The sequence below is a fragment of the Cellulosilyticum sp. ST5 genome, assembly GCF_046529625.1.
Taxonomy (GTDB): domain Bacteria; phylum Bacillota; class Clostridia; order Lachnospirales; family Cellulosilyticaceae; genus Cellulosilyticum; species Cellulosilyticum lentocellum.
The window spans coordinates 311994-332648 of the sequence record NZ_CP132338.1 but is presented as its reverse complement, the minus strand read 5'-3'; the positions used below and the strand labels follow the sequence as shown (position 1 = coordinate 332648).

Annotated in this window: 20 protein-coding genes; 4 read left to right on the top strand and 16 right to left on the bottom strand. The window is 33.7% G+C overall.

The window, feature by feature from the left end; translation table 11 throughout:
- Positions 1 to 41 precede the first annotated feature (41 nt).
- The gene (locus QTL86_RS01560) at positions 42 to 530 is read right to left on the bottom strand and encodes an isochorismatase family protein (protein WP_013658037.1); all 489 of its coding nucleotides are present in this window, start codon (positions 528 to 530) and stop codon (positions 42 to 44) included.
- A 15-nt stretch (positions 531 to 545) separates the two neighbouring features.
- On the bottom strand, positions 546 to 2180 hold the full coding sequence (locus QTL86_RS01555; RefSeq protein WP_013658038.1) for a Two component regulator three Y domain-containing protein: 1635 nt from the start codon (positions 2178 to 2180) through the stop codon (positions 546 to 548).
- Positions 2181 to 2433: 253 nt separating this feature from the next.
- On the opposite strand from QTL86_RS01555, the gene QTL86_RS01550 reads away from it, so the two are divergent.
- Both QTL86_RS01550 and QTL86_RS01545 read left to right on the top strand, forming a co-directional pair.
- Positions 2434 to 3108 carry a response regulator transcription factor gene (locus QTL86_RS01550; RefSeq protein WP_127067398.1) on the top strand — a complete coding sequence of 225 codons (675 nt, stop codon included), beginning with the start codon at positions 2434 to 2436 and terminating at the stop codon, positions 3106 to 3108.
- Positions 3109 to 4371: a sensor histidine kinase gene (locus QTL86_RS01545; RefSeq protein ID WP_013658040.1), complete on the top strand. Its 1263-nt coding sequence runs from the start codon at positions 3109 to 3111 to the stop codon at positions 4369 to 4371.
- An 82-nt stretch (positions 4372 to 4453) separates the two neighbouring features.
- Here the strand turns inward: QTL86_RS01545 and QTL86_RS01540 are convergent, their stop codons facing one another.
- From QTL86_RS01540 to QTL86_RS01525, 4 genes are all read right to left on the bottom strand, one after another.
- Positions 4454 to 5707, bottom strand: a complete 1254-nt coding sequence (locus tag QTL86_RS01540; protein WP_013658041.1) for a sensor histidine kinase — start codon at positions 5705 to 5707, stop codon at positions 4454 to 4456.
- A gap of 28 nt (positions 5708 to 5735) precedes the next feature.
- Positions 5736 to 6932: an alginate O-acetyltransferase AlgX-related protein gene (locus QTL86_RS01535; RefSeq protein ID WP_013658042.1), complete on the bottom strand. Its 1197-nt coding sequence runs from the start codon at positions 6930 to 6932 to the stop codon at positions 5736 to 5738.
- 12 nt (positions 6933 to 6944) lie between these two features.
- Positions 6945 to 8369, bottom strand: coding sequence for an MBOAT family O-acyltransferase (locus tag QTL86_RS01530; protein WP_410496299.1), 1425 nt, complete (start codon positions 8367 to 8369; stop codon positions 6945 to 6947).
- 256 nt (positions 8370 to 8625) lie between these two features.
- A complete protein-coding gene (locus tag QTL86_RS01525; RefSeq protein ID WP_127067401.1) occupies positions 8626 to 9156 on the bottom strand; it encodes a GNAT family N-acetyltransferase in 531 nt (176 codons plus the stop codon).
- A 189-nt stretch (positions 9157 to 9345) separates the two neighbouring features.
- Here QTL86_RS01525 and QTL86_RS01520 point away from each other — a divergent pair, with 189 nt between their 5' ends.
- Positions 9346 to 10005 carry a hypothetical protein gene (locus QTL86_RS01520; RefSeq protein WP_410496298.1) on the top strand — a complete coding sequence of 220 codons (660 nt, stop codon included), beginning with the start codon at positions 9346 to 9348 and terminating at the stop codon, positions 10003 to 10005.
- Between the two features lie 878 nt (positions 10006 to 10883).
- On the opposite strand, the gene QTL86_RS01515 is transcribed toward QTL86_RS01520, so the two are convergent.
- From QTL86_RS01515 to QTL86_RS01490, 6 genes are all read right to left on the bottom strand, one after another.
- Entirely contained in the window at positions 10884 to 11324 is a 441-nt protein-coding gene (locus tag QTL86_RS01515; protein WP_127067403.1) for a DUF3021 domain-containing protein, read from the bottom strand.
- A 9-nt stretch (positions 11325 to 11333) separates the two neighbouring features.
- A complete protein-coding gene (locus QTL86_RS01510; RefSeq protein WP_127067404.1) occupies positions 11334 to 11771 on the bottom strand; it encodes a LytTR family DNA-binding domain-containing protein in 438 nt (145 codons plus the stop codon).
- 18 nt (positions 11772 to 11789) lie between these two features.
- The gene (locus QTL86_RS01505) at positions 11790 to 12677 is read right to left on the bottom strand and encodes an ABC transporter permease (protein WP_190283390.1); all 888 of its coding nucleotides are present in this window, start codon (positions 12675 to 12677) and stop codon (positions 11790 to 11792) included.
- Positions 12678 to 12679: 2 nt separating this feature from the next.
- Positions 12680 to 13594 (bottom strand): ATP-binding cassette domain-containing protein, encoded by a 915-nt coding sequence (locus QTL86_RS01500; RefSeq protein WP_127067406.1) that lies wholly within the window; start codon positions 13592 to 13594, stop codon positions 12680 to 12682.
- A gap of 257 nt (positions 13595 to 13851) precedes the next feature.
- Positions 13852 to 14889 carry a M42 family metallopeptidase gene (locus QTL86_RS01495; RefSeq protein ID WP_013658050.1) on the bottom strand — a complete coding sequence of 346 codons (1038 nt, stop codon included), beginning with the start codon at positions 14887 to 14889 and terminating at the stop codon, positions 13852 to 13854.
- A 56-nt stretch (positions 14890 to 14945) separates the two neighbouring features.
- Positions 14946 to 15464, bottom strand: coding sequence for a GNAT family N-acetyltransferase (locus QTL86_RS01490; RefSeq protein ID WP_127067407.1), 519 nt, complete (start codon positions 15462 to 15464; stop codon positions 14946 to 14948).
- A gap of 187 nt (positions 15465 to 15651) precedes the next feature.
- On the opposite strand from QTL86_RS01490, the gene QTL86_RS01485 reads away from it, so the two are divergent.
- On the top strand, positions 15652 to 16164 hold the full coding sequence (locus QTL86_RS01485) for an FUSC family protein (RefSeq protein WP_013658052.1): 513 nt from the start codon (positions 15652 to 15654) through the stop codon (positions 16162 to 16164).
- Between the two features lie 109 nt (positions 16165 to 16273).
- On the opposite strand, the gene QTL86_RS01480 is transcribed toward QTL86_RS01485, so the two are convergent.
- The 4 genes from QTL86_RS01480 to QTL86_RS01465 all read right to left on the bottom strand — a co-directional run bounded on the left by QTL86_RS01480 (position 16274) and on the right by QTL86_RS01465 (position 20393).
- Positions 16274 to 18196 (bottom strand): suppressor of fused domain protein, encoded by a 1923-nt coding sequence (locus tag QTL86_RS01480; protein ID WP_410496297.1) that lies wholly within the window; start codon positions 18194 to 18196, stop codon positions 16274 to 16276.
- 80 nt (positions 18197 to 18276) lie between these two features.
- Positions 18277 to 18639 carry a hypothetical protein gene (locus QTL86_RS01475; RefSeq protein WP_410496296.1) on the bottom strand — a complete coding sequence of 121 codons (363 nt, stop codon included), beginning with the start codon at positions 18637 to 18639 and terminating at the stop codon, positions 18277 to 18279.
- Between the two features lie 193 nt (positions 18640 to 18832).
- Positions 18833 to 19120: a hypothetical protein gene (locus QTL86_RS01470; RefSeq protein WP_410496295.1), complete on the bottom strand. Its 288-nt coding sequence runs from the start codon at positions 19118 to 19120 to the stop codon at positions 18833 to 18835.
- A 76-nt stretch (positions 19121 to 19196) separates the two neighbouring features.
- Positions 19197 to 20393, bottom strand: coding sequence for an MFS transporter (locus QTL86_RS01465; RefSeq protein ID WP_410496294.1), 1197 nt, complete (start codon positions 20391 to 20393; stop codon positions 19197 to 19199).
- Between the last annotated feature and the right edge of the window lie 262 nt (positions 20394 to 20655).

Sequence of the window (20655 nt, the reverse complement as noted above, 5' to 3'; positions counted from 1 at the left end):
ATAGTTCCCTCTCTTTCTTATCTTACCCCTTCATGGTCCTTTTAAAGAATATTATCTTTTCCTATGTTATGTGATAAAATCTCTAATGTACTTTGCTTCATTGACTCACCTTTTACTGAGCCACAAAGCTGAGATAATATGATGGGCTTAATATCCCTATCAAATAAATTAAAAGCTGTAGCCATGATGCTACCTTCCATATTGAGTCCAGCAATATACACCTGCTTTAACTCATTTTTCTTTAAAAGCTTTTTGACATCTTCTGTTAAAGCTGTATAAGTAGATTTCATAATCACAATATCTGCTAATTCTCCTATGCCCTCCACTAACTTGGTTTTTGGACTAAGCATGGTCATTTCCTTCATATTTAATTCTGTTTGATATAAAGAATCAACCTTATTGATAAAACGCGTTGCTATAATTAAATCATAGTCGTAATTCTTAACATGTTTTATAATATCTTCTGGAATTTGCTTGGTGTTTTCATTGATAAAACCACCTTGTACATCAATAATTAAAAGTAACTTCATTGTTGTCTCCTCCTCTTATTTCCAAAGTGAACTTGGAATAAAGCCAAATAATACAGGTGCTGAAGAACCATTTGGCAATGTGTATACTATTTCTGCACCTTCGCCTTGTGGAATTTTTCCAATAAGGGCGGCTAACTTTTTAGAACTTAGAATCTCTTCGTCTGGTACGTTAAACACTTTTGTTTTATTCCATTTAACTGCACCTAAATAAGCGCCTCCTCTGGCATTTAAAATAACACCTATATCCTCTGTATTTTTAACTTCAATGGTAATAGGTAAACCATAATTCCCTTGATTTCTAATAGTCTCTCCTGTTAAAGCATCTACGCCTTCTAACCATTCTTCTTTTTCTCTGCCTACCACAAGCTTCGTTGGATCTTTGATGCCACTTACATCTACGACATACTTTCTCTCAATAATATTGAAAGTACCTCTTACATGATTATCTCTTGGTAATACTTGAAGCTTAGAAACATTGCTTAAATCTGACTTTTCATCCATGATCACAACAGTCCAAGTGACTTTACCTGTACTATTAAAATCAAATAAACCAGAAATAATTTCTCCATTTTCCCAAGCTTTCTTCGCCCCGCTATCATAAACACATACAGTCTCACCTGGTTTAAGTACATAATCTTTATTAGCTTTTCCTTTAAAATACTGATTAACTGAGCTTTGCCCTGTTTTTAAAATATTGCTATGAGGTCCTAAGATAGCTTCATTGCTAATGGTCAAAGTAAGGTCCGTTGTTTCTTTCGAAGTCGCTAAAATGACTAGCTTTTTGGGTAATCCAGTTGCATTCTTATGATGAACTGTCATAATCCCTTTGCCACTACTTGTATCTCTATAAAGAATACCACTCGAAGGAACACTTTCTGGTGAGTTACTCATGATTAAGGTCCCTGGTATATCCTGCACTTCTACCTTTAAGGCTTCATCAAAGGTATTGTAATCCTTGTCAATATAGCCTTCTATTAAATCACCCTGTCTGCCCTTATTGAAAAGATAATAACCATTTCTCACTATCTCTTCTTGCCCAATGGTAATATAGCAAGTTTTCTTATTTGACCAATGCCCCCATTCATCCTGCATTTCTAAAGTAATCTCATATTTACCTGGCTTTTTCAAATAATTAGGTTTCCCAGAGGTTAAATAACCATTTGTGGTTAAGTTTCTATATCGCCACCTTTGACTTTTTAAATTAATGTCATTGGGATTATCATACTCATATATGAATTGTATTTTTTCACCTATTGCATATGTACTTTTTTCTGTTGTAAAGGTTTTTAGTATAAATGGCCTTGGTGCTGTGATTTTTACTTTCTTTCCTATAAAGTCACTCCACACACCATTGACATCTTTAACTCTTAAGTAAAGCGTATATTCTCCTTGTTTTATATTATTCATCAAACTTTTGGCATTACTACTTGTTTTTTGTTTACCATCAATAATGATTTTCCATTCCTTTTTAACAATCTTTAGTCCACTAGGACTATAGCTCGATTCAATTACCTCTATAGGTTCACCCTCTTGATAAGTTGTTTTGCCTAAAGCAAATTGAGCGACTGGTTTTTGAATTTCCCCGTAAAGTAATAAGGGAAATAACATACTTATTATAAGTACTATGGTTATTGTTTTAATCTTATTCATAGAATCCTCGTTATCGTATCATTCATAATAGATTTTTATATTTTATGAGATGTCCTCTTTTATTATACACTATATCGGCTAGCTTGTTATATAAATCAACCTAAATCTTCCTTTTTTCTACCTTTACTAAAAATAAAATGAGAATTATATTTGATAGGTTGCATTTAAGAATCATTTAAGGTTACTATGTTATCATAAATAAAATGAAATCATCTATTCTAATATGGATACAGACGAAAGGAGCTTACAGATTATGAATCTATTAGTTATAGAAGATGAGGTCCGCTTAGCAGAAGCCTTAGTTCAGATTTTACAAAAAAACAAATATACAGCCTTAGCAGCTTATGATGGTATTACTGGCCTTGATCATGCTTTAACAGGTATCTATGATGTCATTATACTAGATATTATGCTCCCTAAATTAAATGGTTTAGAAGTCCTTAAACAACTTAGAGAACAAAAGATTCAAACACCTGTTATTTTACTTACTGCCAAAGATGAAGTATCTGATAGGGTTAAGGGCCTTGACCATGGTGCTGATGATTATCTCACCAAACCCTTTGCTACTGATGAACTTTTAGCACGTATAAGAGCACTCGGTAGAAGACGTGGTGAACTTATTTGTGACGATACGCTTCATTTTGAAGATATTTCATTAAACCTTTCTACTTATGAACTCAGCTGTGGAAGTAAAACCATTCGTTTAGGACTCAAAGAATTTCGCATCTTAGAGTTTCTTATTCGCCATGGCCAACATATTGTAAGCAAAGAAGAACTACTTGAAAAAATATGGGGCTTTGATTCAGAAGCTGAATATAATCATGTAGAGGTTTATATTTCTTTTCTTCGCAAAAAACTTTCTCATATTCATTCAAAGGTAGGTATTCAAACAGTTCGTGGTGTCGGCTATCGTTTAGGAGGTGAATAAATGCTTAAGAAACTAAAAGCTCGCTTTTTACTCATTACGATGTCGCTTATTGCAGTGGTATTGCTTGTTATTTTTAGCGGCATTTATTTTTTCATGGCACAAAGTGAAAAAAATTCTTCTCTTAATAACATGCGCAATCTAGCAAAAGCTGATCAATTTTCTTTTCGTCATGAACCTCCTATGTTTCAAGATCCTAATTATCGGCCTAAACCTGAAATGCCTCGTTTAGGAGATGATAGCTTTCTTGTACGCATTTCAAGTAGCGATGAAGTCATTCAAATCGTGCCGCCTTTTGAATCTCAAGAGCAACTAGCACAAATTCCTACTTTCGTGGAACTAGCAGAAGCACAAGATACTATGGAAGGTATTATTCTTGTTAACTCAACAGAAGTACGATTTTTAAAACAAATGACAGATACCGGTAAGGTTATTGTTTTCTCTGATCGCAGCCAGGAATTAAACACCTTAAATCGTCTCCTCATGATCTGTTTACTTATTGGCTTTTTAAGCTTTACCCTTCTTTTTGTCATTACGCTTTACTTAGCACAATGGGCCATTAAGCCTGTTGCTAAAGCTTGGGAAAAGCAAAAGCAGTTTGTGGCAGATGCTTCTCATGAGCTCAAAACACCCCTTACTGTCATTGCTACTAATACAGATGTTGTTCTCAGTAATCCTTTTGACTACGTAGAAAATCAAAGTAAATGGCTCCACTACATTAAAACTGAAACAGAACGTATGACTAAACTTGTTAATGACCTACTTTATTTAGCTAAAGTGGATGATGATGAAGCGCTTCTCCATCAATCTGAATTTAATATCAGTGAAGCTTTTACTAATGTTTGCTTACCTTTTGAGTCTATTATCTTTGAATCTAATAAGCATTTTCATATGGATATCACACCTGACCTTCTTGTTTATGGAGATGAAAATCGTTTAAAACAACTAGCCATTATTTTACTGGATAATGCCATTAAGAATGCCAATGAAGCTGGTGATATTTACTTTTCTCTGAGGCGTGATGCTTCGAAAAACAAACTTGTTTTTTCTGTAACTAATACAGGCCCTGGTATTCCTGTAGAACATCACAATAAAATCTTTGAGCGCTTTTACCGTGTAGACCCTTCTAGGGCCCGCGAAACTGGCGGGTATGGACTAGGCTTATCTATTGCTAAATCTATTGTTACCCAACATGCAGGTAGCATTGAAGTACAAAGTACCTTAGAAGGTCCTACTACTTTCTTAGTGATTCTTCCTATGAAGTAAAGCTTTCAAATAAACTGATTCATCATAATAACCCCAAGTAAACAATTGGCACCTTGCTTCTTGTATACTTGGGGTTATTATTTTATTTCATCTTGATAGGTATATCTAATTTAAACGTTGTGCCTTTTTCATAAATAGACTCTACTTTTAATTTGATGCCCATGGTATAAGCTAAAGATTCTAATAAACTTAAGCCGATGCCACTTCCTTCAATGCCTGCTGCCCTTACTTCACCACTTCGATAAAAGCGTTCAAAGATATGAGGGAGTTCTTCTTTTTTTATTCCTATTCCTGTATCGCTTACAACAATCTGAAGACTTTTATCACTTTTAGGTATCACACTTAAATGAATTTCATCTCCAGCCTGAGTATATTTCAAGGCATTTTCAATGAGTATGCTGACACACCTTTTCACCTTTATCTGATCCCAATAAACTTGTATCGGCTGCCCTGTCTCCGTAAAATGTAGTTTCTTTTCTTGCAATTCACCATAATCTTCATAAAAGCTGTAAATCCCCTTCAGAAAGGTGTTTACTTCAAATGTTGATAGCTCCAGTTTACCGCCTACATCTTCCTTTGACATCAAAAATAAATCACTATTTAACTTTTCTAGTCCTCTGAGTTCCTCCATCATCTGTGAGAGCTCTTCGAAATGTGCCTCTATCGTTTCATTGTTATGTCTCGCTAATAACTCAAGTCTTCCTTTCATAATCGCTAGCGGTGTCCTCATTTCATGAGAAGCATGTTGAATAAACATCACTTGTTTATCATAAGCTCTTTTAAGTGGCTTTAAAGTAATAGTTGCTAAATAGTACCCAAGCCCTAGTACAATAAAAATAACAATCCCTCCAGCCATTAACAAAGCTAAACGTAGTTCTTTTGCTTTCATGACTTCTGTATCTACATTTAAAAGTAATTCTACTCTCAAATCTTGCGTAGAAAAGGTAATGCCTCTATAGGTATGTCCATCATCCTTAAGGGTTACTATCTTATCTTGTGAGCCTGCTGGAAACTGTGGGTATGGATTGGAACCTACATAAGGGTGAGGACTCCCTTTTATCAAAACATCTTGTTTCCACACAAAGCTAATGAGATTTTGTGCAAGTGGAACTGGCATAACCACTTCCGTTACCTGATCTTCTTTTAAGATAACCTTTATATCATTGATTGTCATATTTTTATGAGTGAGTAATTGTTGATCTATACTTCGATAAAGATTTCTATCAAAAATGCTGCTAGTGACAATAGCAAAGATTATAAGAACCCCTATAACAATCTCCAGACTTGTTACTACAATTCTTCTTCTCGTTTGACGAAAAATATTCTTTGTTTGCATGGTTCTTATAATCTCCTACTTACTGAACTTATTTTTGTGTATTAATAGATTTATACACATATAGCACTAAATCGGGATTGTAGCTATTAATATAATCTGTTACTTCACCCTCATAGTATCTTGTATCTAACATTCTCGTTTCACTTACCATGGTTGAGAAAAAGGCTGAAAAAGGTAGTGCAAAAGAATCTTTTACAATAAGCACTTTAAAGTCATTTTCTGCATTTTTATTTTTAATAGCCACCTCTGGGAAGTCTCCGCCAAAATAAGAAGCATAACGATTCGTAAATACACTAGTCGCATTGAGTAAATTTTTCTTAATGATAGCTTCTTCAAAGGTTCCTTCTGCTACTGTAGACCCATTTGTTTTAGTAATCTTTACCTCATAGCTCGTATCAAAGTTAGGTGTCATTAAGGTATAGTCATCTAATCCGCCATAGTACTTACCTACTCTTCTTCCTTGTGAACCTAAAAAGTTTTGTTTATAAAAGGTTTCTTCATAATTACTGCTATCTGTATAGTAATGATTTGGATCTAGGTTAATTCCTGTACTTTCTTTTAAATACTGAACAACTTCTCCTACAGCCCAAAAAGCTGTCTGCGTACGCCAGTGGTGATCTGTATTATAAAAAAGTGTACTATAATCTAAGCCTGCTGATTTAACATTTTCCCTTAGGTCTAATACATCCACATCTTTTTCTTCTAGCTGTTCTTTAAAGGTGTCCGTATTGATTTCTGCATAGTCTATTACTGATGCTGGAAGCTGTGTATACCCCTCTATCACCTTTAATGGTGTTTGAACATATATAAAAGGTACATTTTTTTCTTTTAATAATTCATTAACTTGTCCTATTTCTTCTGCATAAGGTGTTGTATCTACCTTGTTAGTTGCAAATTGTAATTGCCCGTTATTATCTTTAATAACACTTTGTACTAGATTTGTATCTCTAATATAATGTTTCCCTAAAAGGCGCTCAGATAAGCCATATAAGTTAATATAAGCTTCTTTTCCAAAAACTGAATCAGATATACCGGCTTCTATGCCTCCTATGGTGCCTTTTAAAAGTCCCTCTATAGTAGCTTTTTCTGCATAGCCATTTTTCATACCTGATAAAGTTTGTTTCGCAATACTTTTGATATTGGGGCCTATTGTTAAAATGCCCCCTCCAATAAGAGTTACGCAAAATAAGCAAATGCCAACTCTTTGTAATGTCACTTTTTTCATTTTGCTTCCTCCTTAAAAATTAAAGTAAATAAAAGGATTATAGGTTCCTTTTACTAAATACGCTACTGCTACGAAGAAAAGTATACCAAGTACACTCATAGCTAATACACGATTACACTGCTGAATGATTTGGTTTTCTTGTACATAAAGCTTCTTCATCCATTTAGCTACGGGCATTGAAGCAATAACTCCTATAACAAGAAGCATAACGCTTTCACTGATATAAAAGCTTGCTAAATCACCTACTAAAATACCATTTCCCATACCAAACATAGCTTTAATGAAGTTAATAGCTTCTCCAATATTAGCTGCTCTAAATAATACCCAGCTAATGATTACGAGTAATAAGGTATAAAGATGTCCAATAACCTTACTTTTCTCCATCCATTTATCTAAACCTGTAAATTTCTCAATGATTAAAATCACACCGAAATATAAGCCCCATACAATAAAGGTCCAGTTTGCTCCATGCCATATACCTGTTAAAAGCCATACAATCAAAAGATTTCTACCTAGTTTTAACTTACTATTAACACGGCTACCTCCCATAGGGAAATAAACATAATCTCTAAACCAAGTACTTAAAGAGATATGCCATCTTCTCCAGAAGTCTGATACAGATTTCGCTGTATAAGGTAAATTAAAGTTCTCATTAAAGTGGAAACCAAACATTCTTCCTAACCCAATGGCCATATCTGAGTACCCTGAAAAGTCAAAGTAAATTTGTAGCATGTAAGCAATAGCCCCTAGCCAAGCAAAGGCCACACTAATATTACCTGCACCCGTGTTATAAACCTTATCTGCTATCAGTGCAAATTGATTGGCTAGTAAAACCTTCTTACTTAACCCAATAATAAATCTTACAATACCTGATGCAAAATCAGATTCTGTTTCTTTTCTTCCATGAATCTCGTTAGCAATTGTTTCATATCTAACGATTGGTCCTGCAATAAGCTGTGGAAAAAGCGCCACATAAAGTCCTACATCTAGTGGGTTTTTAAGTGCTTTCCCTTTCTCACGGTAAACATCAATCACATAAGAAATACTTTGGAAAGTAAAGAATGAAATACCTATAGGGAGTGCAATTTTAGGTACTGGGAAAGTCGTATGTGCAAGATTATTTAGATTTTCTACAATAAAGCCTGCATATTTAAAAATCCCTAAAATACTCAAGTTAAAAACTAACATTCCTACTAAAATAGGGGTCGTCTTACTTTGCTGCCCGCGGTACTTATCAATAAAATATCCAAATACATAGTTAGCACCTATACAAAGGAGCATGACTAATACAAACTTAGGTTCGCCCCAAGCATAAAAAATCAAACTTGAAATAAGTAATAATAGATTCCTACTGTTTTGCTTTTTGGTTACTCCATAATATAACAAGAGTACAACAGGCAAGAAAACAAATAAGAAAATAGTACTTGAAAATAACATACTCGTCCTCCTTGCTATCATCTATCAACTGTTTTTATTTATATCTGTAGTATATCTGAGTAATCTTAATACTTCCTTAATAGTTATATGTGACAATTTGAATAATTTTTTTAGTAAAAAACCGTTAATTACTCTATATAATTACCAATTACAAATATGGTAAAATAATACTGATTTATCTAGTGACATTTATTTTTTTAAATAGAATCACTCTCTCCCAAGGACTAAGTGTAATAGCCATTTAGTCCTTTTCGCTTTATAGGGCTTTCACCAGTACATATCTTCTAAGTCCACCGTATTTTAGCTTTTCCTTTTCGATGGTATAACCTAATTTTAAGAAATTAGCTACACTATATTCATTTAAAGGTGATGCTGTAGCACATAAAAGTTCATTTCCTCGTTTGCGTGCTTCTTCTTCTAAAGCGGTACATAGCTTTCTTTGTAAGCCTAACCCTCTATAAGCTTCTGCAACTACTGTCGCTTCTATTTGTCCTACCTTCAGTAATGCTTCAGCTGTTAAATCAATATCATAACCATAATTTCTCTCATCATAACCAAAATTTAAATAGGCTCCCATGGCAATAAGCTGATGATCAGCTGTTACATAACCTAGAATACAGCCTTTTTCTTCTATAGCTTCTTCGAACTCTTCTTGCTTTGACACCGCAAATAGTTCAGGATTTCCTATATGTTTTACAATCTCACTTTGCAAATTCATAATTTGCTTTATGTAGCTTTTATCTAATACTTTTAAAACTAAATCGTTTTCACTGGAATGTGACTTCATTTTGCCCTCCTCTTTTTATACTTCCCCTATATATCATAATGATTTTATGGCTTCTCGTCTATGGTTGTTAAGAAATTGTGATATTCTTTAATATTATTCTCATCTATATCTCACTTAAATTTAGTAATTTTATATAATTTCTAATATTATAATATATACATAAAATTCAATAACGAGGAGGTTTATTCAATGAAAAATAAAATTTCTACTTGGGATTACTTGTGGTATGCACTATATGCTTTTGGTGGATTAGGATTAGAAATAGTTTTAATTAGTTTGATCGAACCTATGATGTTCGGTGGCATTAGTACTAGCAATTATACACCAGCACAAACTATTATTCATTGGTTACTCACTATGCTATGTTGGGGCGTAACTGCAACTTTGATCATTCGTAGTTCTAAAAAGAGTTTGGATTTCGACGTATTATCAGATTCAAAACCCACAAGAAATGGACAGGTAATAAGTGCTGTCCTAGTTATTGCTTGTATTGTGCTAAACGCCTTTGATTGGGGTATATTAAAAATCATTGGTGAATTTCAAAAAAAGGGACTACTCTTGTTCATATTTCAGTACATGTACTATTTCTTTGAAGTCGTTTTGGTTTATCTGATTGTAGCATTTGGGCAGAAATTCGCTGAATCTTTACTACAAAAGAAAACTCAAATTCCGTGGGGTGGTCTAGTACTGTGCTGCACATGGGGAGCAGTCCACATTCTAAGTAAAGGCAGCATTTATACAGGTATTGGCGTTATGACATTTGCCCTATTATATGGCGTAATATACCTGTTGCTTAAACGTAACTCAAAATGGTCTTATTTAGCAATGGTAATTGCATTTACCATTTAAAAATGAAAGCACGTATTAAGCAGTGCATGACCTACCGATATGCTTTTTCCTTAAAATAAAGCTGACAGCCATACAAAGAGAAATTTGCCTTGATATTTATGAGAATTACATCTGAGAGAAAATAAATATAAACATTATAAACGTTCAAGACCCTAATCGAGGCGTGCAAAAAAATAATAACAATGCGTCATTTTTTATTAGGGATTCGGCTTCTTGAATACATATACATAAGTGTAAAAACAAATAGATAAACAAAGTTTTAAACTAGAGTCTTAAGGTCTTAGCTTCCTAGCCTAGGGTGCACCGGCCGAGACTTTTAGGAGCTCCTCACTCATTGGTTTAACTTTCATAGCTAGTCTTAGTAGGCACTAAGCAATAACGCATACGTGCTGAGGAGCCATTTTGCGCCTTGCTTAAGGTCTATTTAGCTAGCTGTGAAAGTTCATTTCAAGAGTCTGGAGTCAAAAATAGCTCTTCAAGTAGTGATACTGCTTGAAGAGCTATTTTTGTTGTCTTTAACTACTATCAATAAAATAACTAAGCTTTGTTTTTTTGGAAGATACATCAAGCCAGTAGCTTTATGCATGACTGTTGATCTCTCTTTTCTGCTCTTCTCGTTTAGGAGCATGAACGTTTATGAGCTTAATAACGCTTGTAAGAAATAAGAGGATAAGGGCTGCCTGTAGGAATGACTTCGTAGTATTTTTTAGAAGCACTTGGTGAACTTTTTTGATGGGTTTTAGTGTGAGTGTTTGAATGAAATGAGTTTTCACACGTTCATCAAAAAAATGAGCCTAGTGCTTCAAAAAATACGGAGTGGAATTCCGGAAGGTAGTCCTTATCCTCTCATTTCCGCCCAGTAGCATGCCTCATAAACGTTACTCCTCCTGCTGTTTTTTATCTCTATAAACTTTTAGCTTCTCATTGAGCCTGTCAGTTGTTTTTCTATCATTAAGGTACACAATTGTGCAAACAAAAACATATACCGCTACTATAATCAAACTAAACGTTATGATTTGTTTGATATCCTTTCCTTCAACCCATTCAAAACTAAGGCCTCCTACCATTAAAATAATGAATATGACTATAAAATGTACGCCTTGCCTAAATATCATTTGTTTCTTCGTTAACTCCTTAGCAGAGTGAAAAATAATATTCATGCATGCAGTTAGGAATGAAAGGACTAATATTTGCCACAAAATACTTGGAGATATATCTTTTTCAGCATAAAAAAATGCTGTGAACAAAGTTGCTCCACCCACAGTACCAGTGGTAATAATAAAAAATTGATTCATAATCCGTCTTATTTCTTCCTTCATAAGCTCCCCCTATAACCCTAATTTCCTTTTTAGTTCTGGTACAAACTGCCTAGAGATAATAACTTTTTCGTCATTATCTAATAAAGCTTCAAACCTTCCATTAAAGGCAGGACTTAAATGCTTAATCTTAGTTAAATTTAAAATAATAGATTTAGAAGCTCTAAAAAAGTCTGTATGTGCATACATATTTTCAATTTCATAAAGCTTTAGTTTAGATTCATAGACCTTTTCCTTACAGTAAATAAATATTTTATTATCAACTGCTTCAAAATAATAAATCTCGTTAGGAATAATCATATGAATGATCCCTTTATCAAAACCTACTATTTTTTGATGTTGCATTTTAATGCCATAAATGGTCTGTAACAAAGCTTCATCTAATTCATGACATCTAATAATAATGGCTTCCTCTTCTCCCTCTACTACATCCTCAATAATAATTTTCATACCTTTCCCCTTTATTCATTATCGATCGGAAATTCTTCTTTTTTTAGCAATCACTCCTGCTAATATTGTGAATATTATAGCACTTCCTAATAAAATAAGTAAACTCATACCATTACTCATTTGTGTATCTCCCCAAGTTATACTAACACCCATATATTCTTTATAAAGTGAAATAGCTTCTGTAGGGGCTCCTTCAAATACAGTATTGATAGCTGGGGTAGTATAAAGTTCTCTCATCATAGCAGTGCCATATAAAATAGGAAAGCCCTTTAGTACACTTTGCACACTCTCTGGCAGACTTCCCATAGGCAAGTAAATAGCTGAGACAAACCCTATTAAAGTTCCTAAAGTTGTTGTTAAAGCCCCATAACTATTCATCGTATGAACAAAAGATGTGATGCAAAATAACATAGCCACACTAGAAACAATGTTGACTAACATCACTCCCATAACTGCTAACATCCTCAAAGGGCTTAATAGGCTTCCTCCTACTCCTAAAATATAAAACTGAGAGAATATAAAGGTGGCTATTCCAAAAGCAAAGGCTGTAATAGTGGCTGCAATAATATAGCTTAATACTAATTTAAAACGACTAATAGGGGCTACTAAAAAACCTTGCAATTTATGGTCTTCTTCATCTTTTATCATAATGCCTAGCATAGTGCAGCTGATCATAACAGCATTAACAATCATAATTCCTGCCATTAACCAACTATTAGTTACATAGAGTGCTTTGGCTTTTTCTATATTGGCGAACTCTTGAAGATATTTAATATTGACATCTCCTAAAAAAACGGTATTTAATGCTAAAATAATAAGCATGGATAAAAAAGAGAAAAAAACATTCTGCTTGTCTTTTAAATACATTAACATATGACGTTTCACTAATACACCTAATATTTTCACTTCTATGCCTCCCTCAAACATTTTCCTGTAATATTCAAAAATGCATCTTCCATAGTGCCTTGAACCATTTCAAAGCTTGTCATAAACTGTTTTAAATCCTGGAGTACTTCTATAGCACTTAAGCTATTAGGTAATTCTACATTAATACGTGCTCCTTCTTCTTCAAAAGCAAAATGACCTGCCTTTAAGTAGTTAAGTATCTCTGTTTTGTGATTGGGTACTAATTTCAACTGGTCACTAGCATACTTTTCTTTAAGCTGCTGTGGTGTATCAAAAGCTACTATTTTACCGGCATCCATGACTGCTACATGATGAGCTCTTACAGCTTCCTCCATATAATGAGTCGTTAAAAAGACTGTCATTCCCCTTGTTTTCTGTAAGTCCTCAATAAGCTCCCATACAACCTTTCTTGTATGAGGATCAAGTCCCGTAGTTGGTTCATCTAAAAACAAAATATCCGGTTCATTCAATAAAGCTCTTGCAATTTCACAACGTCTCTTTTGTCCTCCCGAAAGTTCTTTAAAGCTTTTATTTAACAGTTCACCAATATCAAAAATATCACATACCTTATTAATATTAGCTTTAACCTTTTCCCCATTGCTTTCATACAAATAAGCTCTTGTATATAAGTTTTGACGGATTGTTAAGCGTTCATCTAAAGTATTTCCTTGAAAGACAACTCCTATTTTATGTCTAATACGCTTATCTTCCCTTCCTAAACTTAACCCACTAATATAAACATCTCCCGATGTTTTTTTTAAAAGCGTGCAAAGCATATTAATCGTAGTAGATTTTCCGGCCCCATTAATACCAAGAAATCCAAAGAGTTCCCCTTGTTCTACTTTAAAACTAATATCATCTACAGCTTTAACCTCTCCAAACTGTTTAACTAAATGATTCACTTCTATACAGTACATCTTATTTCCCCTTCCCTTTTATGATCTTTATACTATGACTATAGGTAACAGTAGCTCATTCAGCAATAACTTACCCATTAAGTTACTTTTTCGGCCTATTAAGTTGAAGTTTTTGGGGTATGAAATGCATGCTCCATCTAAAAAAGCGTCACAGGCTTGTAGCACTGTGACGCTTACATTAGTATTTTAAATTTGGCTCATATCATTGATTTAAATAGCTATTACTTATTCCCTAGCCAACATTCTACTACTTGCTATTAATGAGTTAGGTATAGATATAACAGTTTAATGGTATTTTCTAGGGCTGTATAATGGGTACGCTCCATCCCATGAGATGCATGCACACCAGGTCCAATTAATGCACCTCTTATATTATTGCCACCACGAAGGGCAGCACCTACATCAGAACCATACATAGGATAAATATCTACTACATACTTTAAGTTGTTTGCTTTAGCTAGTTCTACTAATTTTGTAGTCATTTCATAGTCGTAGGGTCCACCTGAATCCTTTGCACAAATAGAAACATCATATTCACTACAATTCAAGTCTTCCCCTATGCACCCCATATCTACTGCAATCATTTCTGTAATATCTTCTGGAATATAACTAGAACCATGTCCTACTTCTTCATAAACTGAAATAAAAATTTTAGTTGTAAAGTGTGGCTGTATATTTTCTCGGTGTAAAAGCTCTAATAGTCCCATGAGCGCTGCTACACTTCCTTTATCATCTATAAAACGTGATTTGATAAAGCCACTTTCTGTAATAACTGTTTTAGGTTCAATAAAAACAAAATCCCCTGACTCAATACCTAAGGCCAATACATCTTCCTTTGTACGAACTACTTCATCAATACGGATTTCCATTTTTTCTGGTGTACGTTCTTTACTTTTGCTATCTTCATAAACATGAGCAGCTGGACTTGTGCTTAAAAAGGTCCCTGTGTAAACTTTCCCTTCTCTAGTACGTATCTGACAGTATTCACTATCTAAAGTAGCAGGAATAGGTCCACCAATTAAAGTAAACTTTAAAGTGCCAGCACTAGTAATCGAACGTACCATGGCCCCTAAAGTATCTACATGAGCAGATAAGCCAATCACTTGTTCTTTACTTTTCCCTGGAATGGTAATAATACCACAACCTTTTCTGGTTGTTTCAAAGGCATAATCAAACGCTTTTGCTTTTTGCTTAATAAGATCTATTACTTCATAACAAAAGCCGCTAGGACTATGCAGTGCTAATATTTCCTTAGCTGTATTTAAGACGTAGTCTTTGTTAATGTCTAAATTCATGTCTCACTCACCCTTTCTTTCCTCTATAGTATACAACTATTTTAGGATGAATACACCTAACATTGATCCATAACCAGACAATTAGTAACTTTATTAAGTTCCATATATCTTACGCCATATGGCAAGACATTTACCATTAAGTCGGTCGTTACTTTATAGCCCCTCTCCTTATAAAAAGTTTCAAATTCCTTACAATCTTTAATAAAACAAATTTCTATACGCTTCACACCTCGAGCATATAACGCATTTTCAGCATGTTTCAATAGGAGTGAGCCCCCTCCCTTATTACAAAATGTAGGTAACACTGCCAGACGACTAATATACCCTTTTTCTTTATTATTCCTATCTATCCAGTAGCGTATGGTTCCTATCGCTTGCTTTTCCTCATAAAGCAAACAAACTTTGAAGCCCTTTGAAAGTGCTTCTTCTATATCCGTTTTACTTTCAAACCCTGCATAACTAGGATAATTCTCCTTTGTTATGTCAAGCAATCTAGCTTGTTCTTTATAGGCTTCCCTAATAATCTCAGCTACAAGCCCTACTTGTTCTCTTTGTATTTGTTTTATTACAAACATCAAGGTCCCCTCTCCTATCAGTTGATTTTATATTTTCTCAAAACTCTGTAAACTTTTACAATAAATATACAATATTCAAATTAATTTTTCAACCCTAAATACAATATTGACAAAATAAGCCGCTTAAGGTTAACATAATTCTATTGATAATGATTTAAATTAAACTAGATTGAAAAGGATTATTTTTATGCAATTACCTGATTTACCCAAGATTGGTTTACGTACAACTAAAACGGCATTAGCTGTTTTTTTATGCTTATCACTTTTTCCAGCTGAGCCTTTTTTTGCTTGTATGACTACTATTTTCTGCTTGCAAGATACTTCTAGCAACTCTCGCAAGATGGCTTTTATTCGTGGTTTTGGTACAATACTTGGAGGTGCTATAGGTCTATGTTTTCTTTATGTATGCCGCTTTGTTAAACAAACGATTCCCATATCCTACTTAGGTACTTTATGTACTTACCTTATTATTGCATTAGGTATTATCACCATCATTTATCTTCTTAACCTACTTAAACGACAAGGATGCATCCCTATTGCTTGTATTGTGTTTTTAGCTGTAACAACAGCCAATGCCTATAAGGCACCTGTTCACTATACTTTAAACCGTATTATTGAAACTTTATTTGGCATTATAATTGGTTTATTAGTTAATCATTTTGTCACTCCCCCAAAAGATTTTCATAAAAAGGTAGGCTAGTGTTTACATTTAGCAATGAAACAAATACTTTTTCTATCTTGCAAAAATGACTTCACGTAAAAATAAGTTAGCTTGTTAAATAACAAGCTAACTTATTTTTTACACTACTTTATTCTAAACAAGCATTAGGCCTGTTTTTCTTAATTACCTGTGAGATCCCTAATTCACGAATGCGATCGAAATAAGCATCACCAGAATGCTTTAATATAAAGTCAATTTCTTCTGTATAAAGAGGCATAACATTATAAATGTAAGTTGTTTTTTCTCCCTCTTTAAAGGTATAAAACTTCATATCCTCTTGAACAACAGGTGGATAAATCAGCATACCACATAAATCACTACCGCTATAATAAGGCGTTCTCTCTTCTCCATTTCCAACTGCATGTCCCCAGCCTAAATAGCTATTAGTCAGTCTTGGATACATTGCTAAATCTCTTAGGCTTTGTAGTAACCAACTATTTTCTTCTTTTAAAAATCCCTCATCTGAAATATCAAAGCTTTTATCTATAAACATAACAAGCTCTGCATAAGCATTTCCTTTAAGATACTCTGGTACATTCATAGGCAGATAACGCATGCCATTGGTCACTAGGGCATTAAACTTTTCCCCTTGGAAAGATAAGATATCTATAGGAGGATCAGTTGGCGTTATTTGTTTATAAATGCTTTCAAATTCTCCTAAGGAACGTTCTAAGTGATTCATATAGCTTGGTTCTTCTTTAAACTTCGTTACAACCCCTTCTTTTGAGTCTACTACTTTTTTCGCGGGCTTAGAATTGCTATCAGCAGCTTCTAAATCCGCAACTTTAATAATAGCCGTCTTACTTAGATCTTCTTGCTCCTCTGTAGCTTCTAAATCTTTTAAATTAATAATAGCTGTTTGATTTAAATCTACTTGGCTACTTTCTTGTTCTATCTTTTCTATAGGAAATCTAGTTGTTTTACTTAAGTCTTCTTTTTGATGTGCTAAGGACATAATAGCTGCTTCACTCAAGTCTTTATTTTGTTCCTCCATAGGAATAATAGCTGTCTTGTTTAAATCCTCTGAAAAACTAGCTTTTTCATCTAGCTTAGTCGTTTTACTACTAATCTCAGTTTCTACTTCTTTTTCTTCTAGTTCTTCTATCCCTTGTATCATCTGATATGCTAAACCACCCTCTGCTTCTTCAGTAGCTGGTAACTTACTTATCGATTCTTCTACGACTTGTTCCAGATCATCATCATCTTCTTCTTCGTCTTCTATTACCTCACCTTTCATATAATGAATACCTGCATATAAAAGATAAATAAGCGCTCCCAAAATATAAACAACTTTGAAAACAGGTTGTAACAAGCCATCTGCTACTACATTAATACAGTTATAAGTCCCATGTATAATGATGCAAATCCATAAATTATTAGTCCAATAATAAAGTAAGCTTAAATAAAGACCTATCCCAAATGACACCATGGCTACCTGACTTATATTACCTGCAAATAAACTTTCAAAATTAGTTTCTAGCATGGTAAGGGGCACATGAACCAACATAAAAAGCAAAGTAGCTCCTAAAATCGATAGAAAGGCTTTTCTTCCCGTTAGCTTTAAAAAGTCATTCAAGATGCATCCTCTATAAATCACTTCTTGTAAAAAAGCAGTACTTACAAAAAAGATTAAAACATGAGTTATGATATAAGTGACACTATAAGCACTTTTTCCTCCTGAGATATAATTGAGTGCATAAGTAATACCAGCTGCTATACCTAGGTAGCATAAATTGCTTAATAATGAAAAAATATTTTCTTTAAAACTTATAATACCCATTTCTTTATAAGCATTTTTAAAAATAAGATGATTGACTAATATAATAATTAAGAAACCTTCTATGACCATATAAATGACTTCACTAATAAGCCATTGGTATTCTCCGCGTAACCCACCTATAGTAGCACCTATAGGTACTGCTATTCTAAATAACAGCATAAGGATTTCTAATGCGAATAAGGTTACAAGCTGTCCTATGTATTTCATTCGAGATTCTCTTTCTTCTGCCAATTTTCTTCCTCCTTATCCTACTATCTTTTCTTATTATACGACAAACAAAAGAAATTAAGCTAGAGGATTTTTATCATTATTTAGTGGCGAAGAAGTGCCTTTGCTATTAAACCTAACCCGCCAAAAGTACCACCAAACATTAAGATATAATCTATCAAACTGGTTGCATGAAAAATAATATTTAAACTAAGTATGATTTGAATCATAATGACAATAGCACCAATAGCAGTAATAATCCAACCTATAGGTGATTTAAGATTAAAAAAGATAATAGCAATACCTACTAATAACGGAATCGTTACTGCTCCTCCTGGCAAATTGAACCCAAATAACTGCTTAATCCATATAACTCCAATAGTTGTATTTTTAAAAATGTTATAAAGCCCTATAATAACTAGTACAACTCCAATTCCAAAATCACGTATAGATGTATCCTTAGACATATACTCTCCCCACTTTCATTTATTGAAGATTAGAACGATTGAGCTAGTATTACAACCCAATAGTTTAAATATTTATAATTATTTTACTATAAATATAAATATTCATCAATGCAATAATACTGTGACAAGTATTCTGCTTAAAACAAAAAGCCAAAAGGACCTTTATCCTTTTGGCTTTTCAATTTAACTTACTTTATAACATAATAGCGTAATCATAGGCTTTATCTTCTTTTATCATTTGCTCTATTACCTTAGCTACATCTTCGTTTTTCTCTAAGACACATTCGTTCAGCCAATAAGCGATCGCATCACCACGATAACAAACGCCACAATGTGTATCATCTATCCAAAAAGGATGATTAATACTTTCATCATAAATCCAGTTATTAAACCTTCTAATAAGCGTATCCATATCTAATGATACACCATCCGGACAATAAATATAATCTGCATCATAATCAAAATCTACTTTGATAACCATCTGTTTGTTCCTCCTTATTTTCATCATCCATTTCCGTCTTCATTGCCTAGTGGCACTTATTCTTAGCTTTCCCATTTTATATACGCACATACGTTTTATCACCTTTATAACTTAGGAAATACTTACTTATTTTATATCCAATACCAACACAGATTACTAAAACAAGTCCTAGTAAAACAAAGGTCACTTTCAATCCAACTAAATCACCTATTACTCCTGATAGTGGAAAAAATAAAATCATCATAATAGAAAAAGCCATGCTTTGTACTGAAATTAAAGTAGCTCGTTGTTTTGAAGGTATGAGTTTGTTCATAGCTCCACTACTAATCGGTTGTAAAACAGCTGTTAATCCACCTATAAAGCAAAATAGCAATATACTAAACCACTGCTCACTCCAATAAAAGCCTACCATACATACCGCTATGAGTAAAGCTACTATAGTTGTAGTATGGTGCCTTAATTTCTTAACTAAGTAATTAGAGGCCAAAGCCCCTCCTCCAGCTAAAACACTATTGAGTAAGAAAATAATGGCAATACCTACTTTACTCACTCCTTGTTCTGCAAAATACTGCTGTCCATAGAAATAAATAATAGCTGAAATCGCTAAAATGATTGGATAATAGACTAGCAAAAAGGCTAGTTCCATATTAGCTTTAATAAGCTGCATAGTTAACTTAAAGTGCACTCTAAAACTAACTTTTTCCTCTTTTTCATAAATAAGAGCTTCTTCAAAACCTAAAGCTAATAACAGTGCCACTATAGTAAAAATAATAGCAATACTATAGCTTAACAGGTATGATCTTTCAGCTAGTAATGCGCCTAAAAAAGCACCTATACCTTGAGTCACTTCTATAATAAAATTCAAACGACCATTTACTTTAACATACTGTTCTTCTTTTCCAAGTTGCTTTAAGCTATCATAAACCAGTGCTTCTTCTGAGCCTGAGCTTAAATTGAAAGAAACGGCTGAAAAAATGAAGCTTATCGCAAAACCCCAAAAACCATTAGCACTAATCATTAGAAGGGTGGCTATTAAAGCACTTATCCTACTTAATACAATTGTTTTCTTTCTACCTAATAAATCCGCTATAGCACCTGTTGGAATCTCGAAGAGCATACTAGTCAAATGAAATATGCCTTCTAAAAGTCCAATCTCAGCTAAATTCATCCCTCTATAAGCTAAATATAACACCCAAATGGAACTCGTCATATCCATGCACTTAATGCCAGTATAAATATAATTAATAAAAATATTTCTTTGTATACGTTTCATATTTCGCTCCTATTTTTCTCTGTTTTATTGGTTTCTTTTTTGCACAATAAAAGAGGTCCTTCTTTTGAAGAAACCTCTTTAGAGTTGGAGCTACTTACCTAAAAAAAGCTTAATGTCATCACTTTTTTCTAAAAAAAGGCATAGTATCCCCAACCCACAGTAACATACCTGTTTTTGACATACTGCTACTTGCCATTGGGGTGTATCCTTGTTTGATAGCAAAAAGTTTCATAACATAAGCTCCTTTCTTTTTTATCACTAT

Bases quoted from the DNA above. Each gene is read 5' to 3' on its own strand.
- QTL86_RS01555 (WP_013658038.1), bottom strand. From the start codon at position 2,180: ATGAATAAGATTAAAACAATAACCATAGTACTTATAATAAGTATGTTA.
- QTL86_RS01485 (WP_013658052.1), top strand. From the start codon at position 15,652: ATGCAATTACCTGATTTACCCAAGATTGGTTTACGTACAACTAAAACG.
- QTL86_RS01510 (WP_127067404.1), bottom strand. From the start codon at position 11,771: ATGAAAATTATTATTGAGGATGTAGTAGAGGGAGAAGAGGAAGCCATT.
- QTL86_RS01545 (WP_013658040.1), top strand. From the start codon at position 3,109: ATGCTTAAGAAACTAAAAGCTCGCTTTTTACTCATTACGATGTCGCTT.
- QTL86_RS01475 (WP_410496296.1), bottom strand. From the start codon at position 18,639: ATGTCTAAGGATACATCTATACGTGATTTTGGAATTGGAGTTGTACTA.
- QTL86_RS01495 (WP_013658050.1), bottom strand. From the start codon at position 14,889: ATGAATTTAGACATTAACAAAGACTACGTCTTAAATACAGCTAAGGAA.
- QTL86_RS01520 (WP_410496298.1), top strand. From the start codon at position 9,346: ATGAAAAATAAAATTTCTACTTGGGATTACTTGTGGTATGCACTATAT.
- QTL86_RS01530 (WP_410496299.1), bottom strand. From the start codon at position 8,369: ATGTTATTTTCAAGTACTATTTTCTTATTTGTTTTCTTGCCTGTTGTA.
- QTL86_RS01525 (WP_127067401.1), bottom strand. From the start codon at position 9,156: ATGAAGTCACATTCCAGTGAAAACGATTTAGTTTTAAAAGTATTAGAT.
- QTL86_RS01470 (WP_410496295.1), bottom strand. From the start codon at position 19,120: ATGGTTATCAAAGTAGATTTTGATTATGATGCAGATTATATTTATTGT.
- QTL86_RS01535 (WP_013658042.1), bottom strand. From the start codon at position 6,932: ATGAAAAAAGTGACATTACAAAGAGTTGGCATTTGCTTATTTTGCGTA.
- QTL86_RS01515 (WP_127067403.1), bottom strand. From the start codon at position 11,324: ATGAAGGAAGAAATAAGACGGATTATGAATCAATTTTTTATTATTACC.
- QTL86_RS01550 (WP_127067398.1), top strand. From the start codon at position 2,434: ATGAATCTATTAGTTATAGAAGATGAGGTCCGCTTAGCAGAAGCCTTA.
- QTL86_RS01560 (WP_013658037.1), bottom strand. From the start codon at position 530: ATGAAGTTACTTTTAATTATTGATGTACAAGGTGGTTTTATCAATGAA.
- QTL86_RS01465 (WP_410496294.1), bottom strand. From the start codon at position 20,393: ATGAAACGTATACAAAGAAATATTTTTATTAATTATATTTATACTGGC.
- QTL86_RS01500 (WP_127067406.1), bottom strand. From the start codon at position 13,594: ATGTACTGTATAGAAGTGAATCATTTAGTTAAACAGTTTGGAGAGGTT.
- QTL86_RS01540 (WP_013658041.1), bottom strand. From the start codon at position 5,707: ATGCAAACAAAGAATATTTTTCGTCAAACGAGAAGAAGAATTGTAGTA.
- QTL86_RS01490 (WP_127067407.1), bottom strand. From the start codon at position 15,464: ATGTTTGTAATAAAACAAATACAAAGAGAACAAGTAGGGCTTGTAGCT.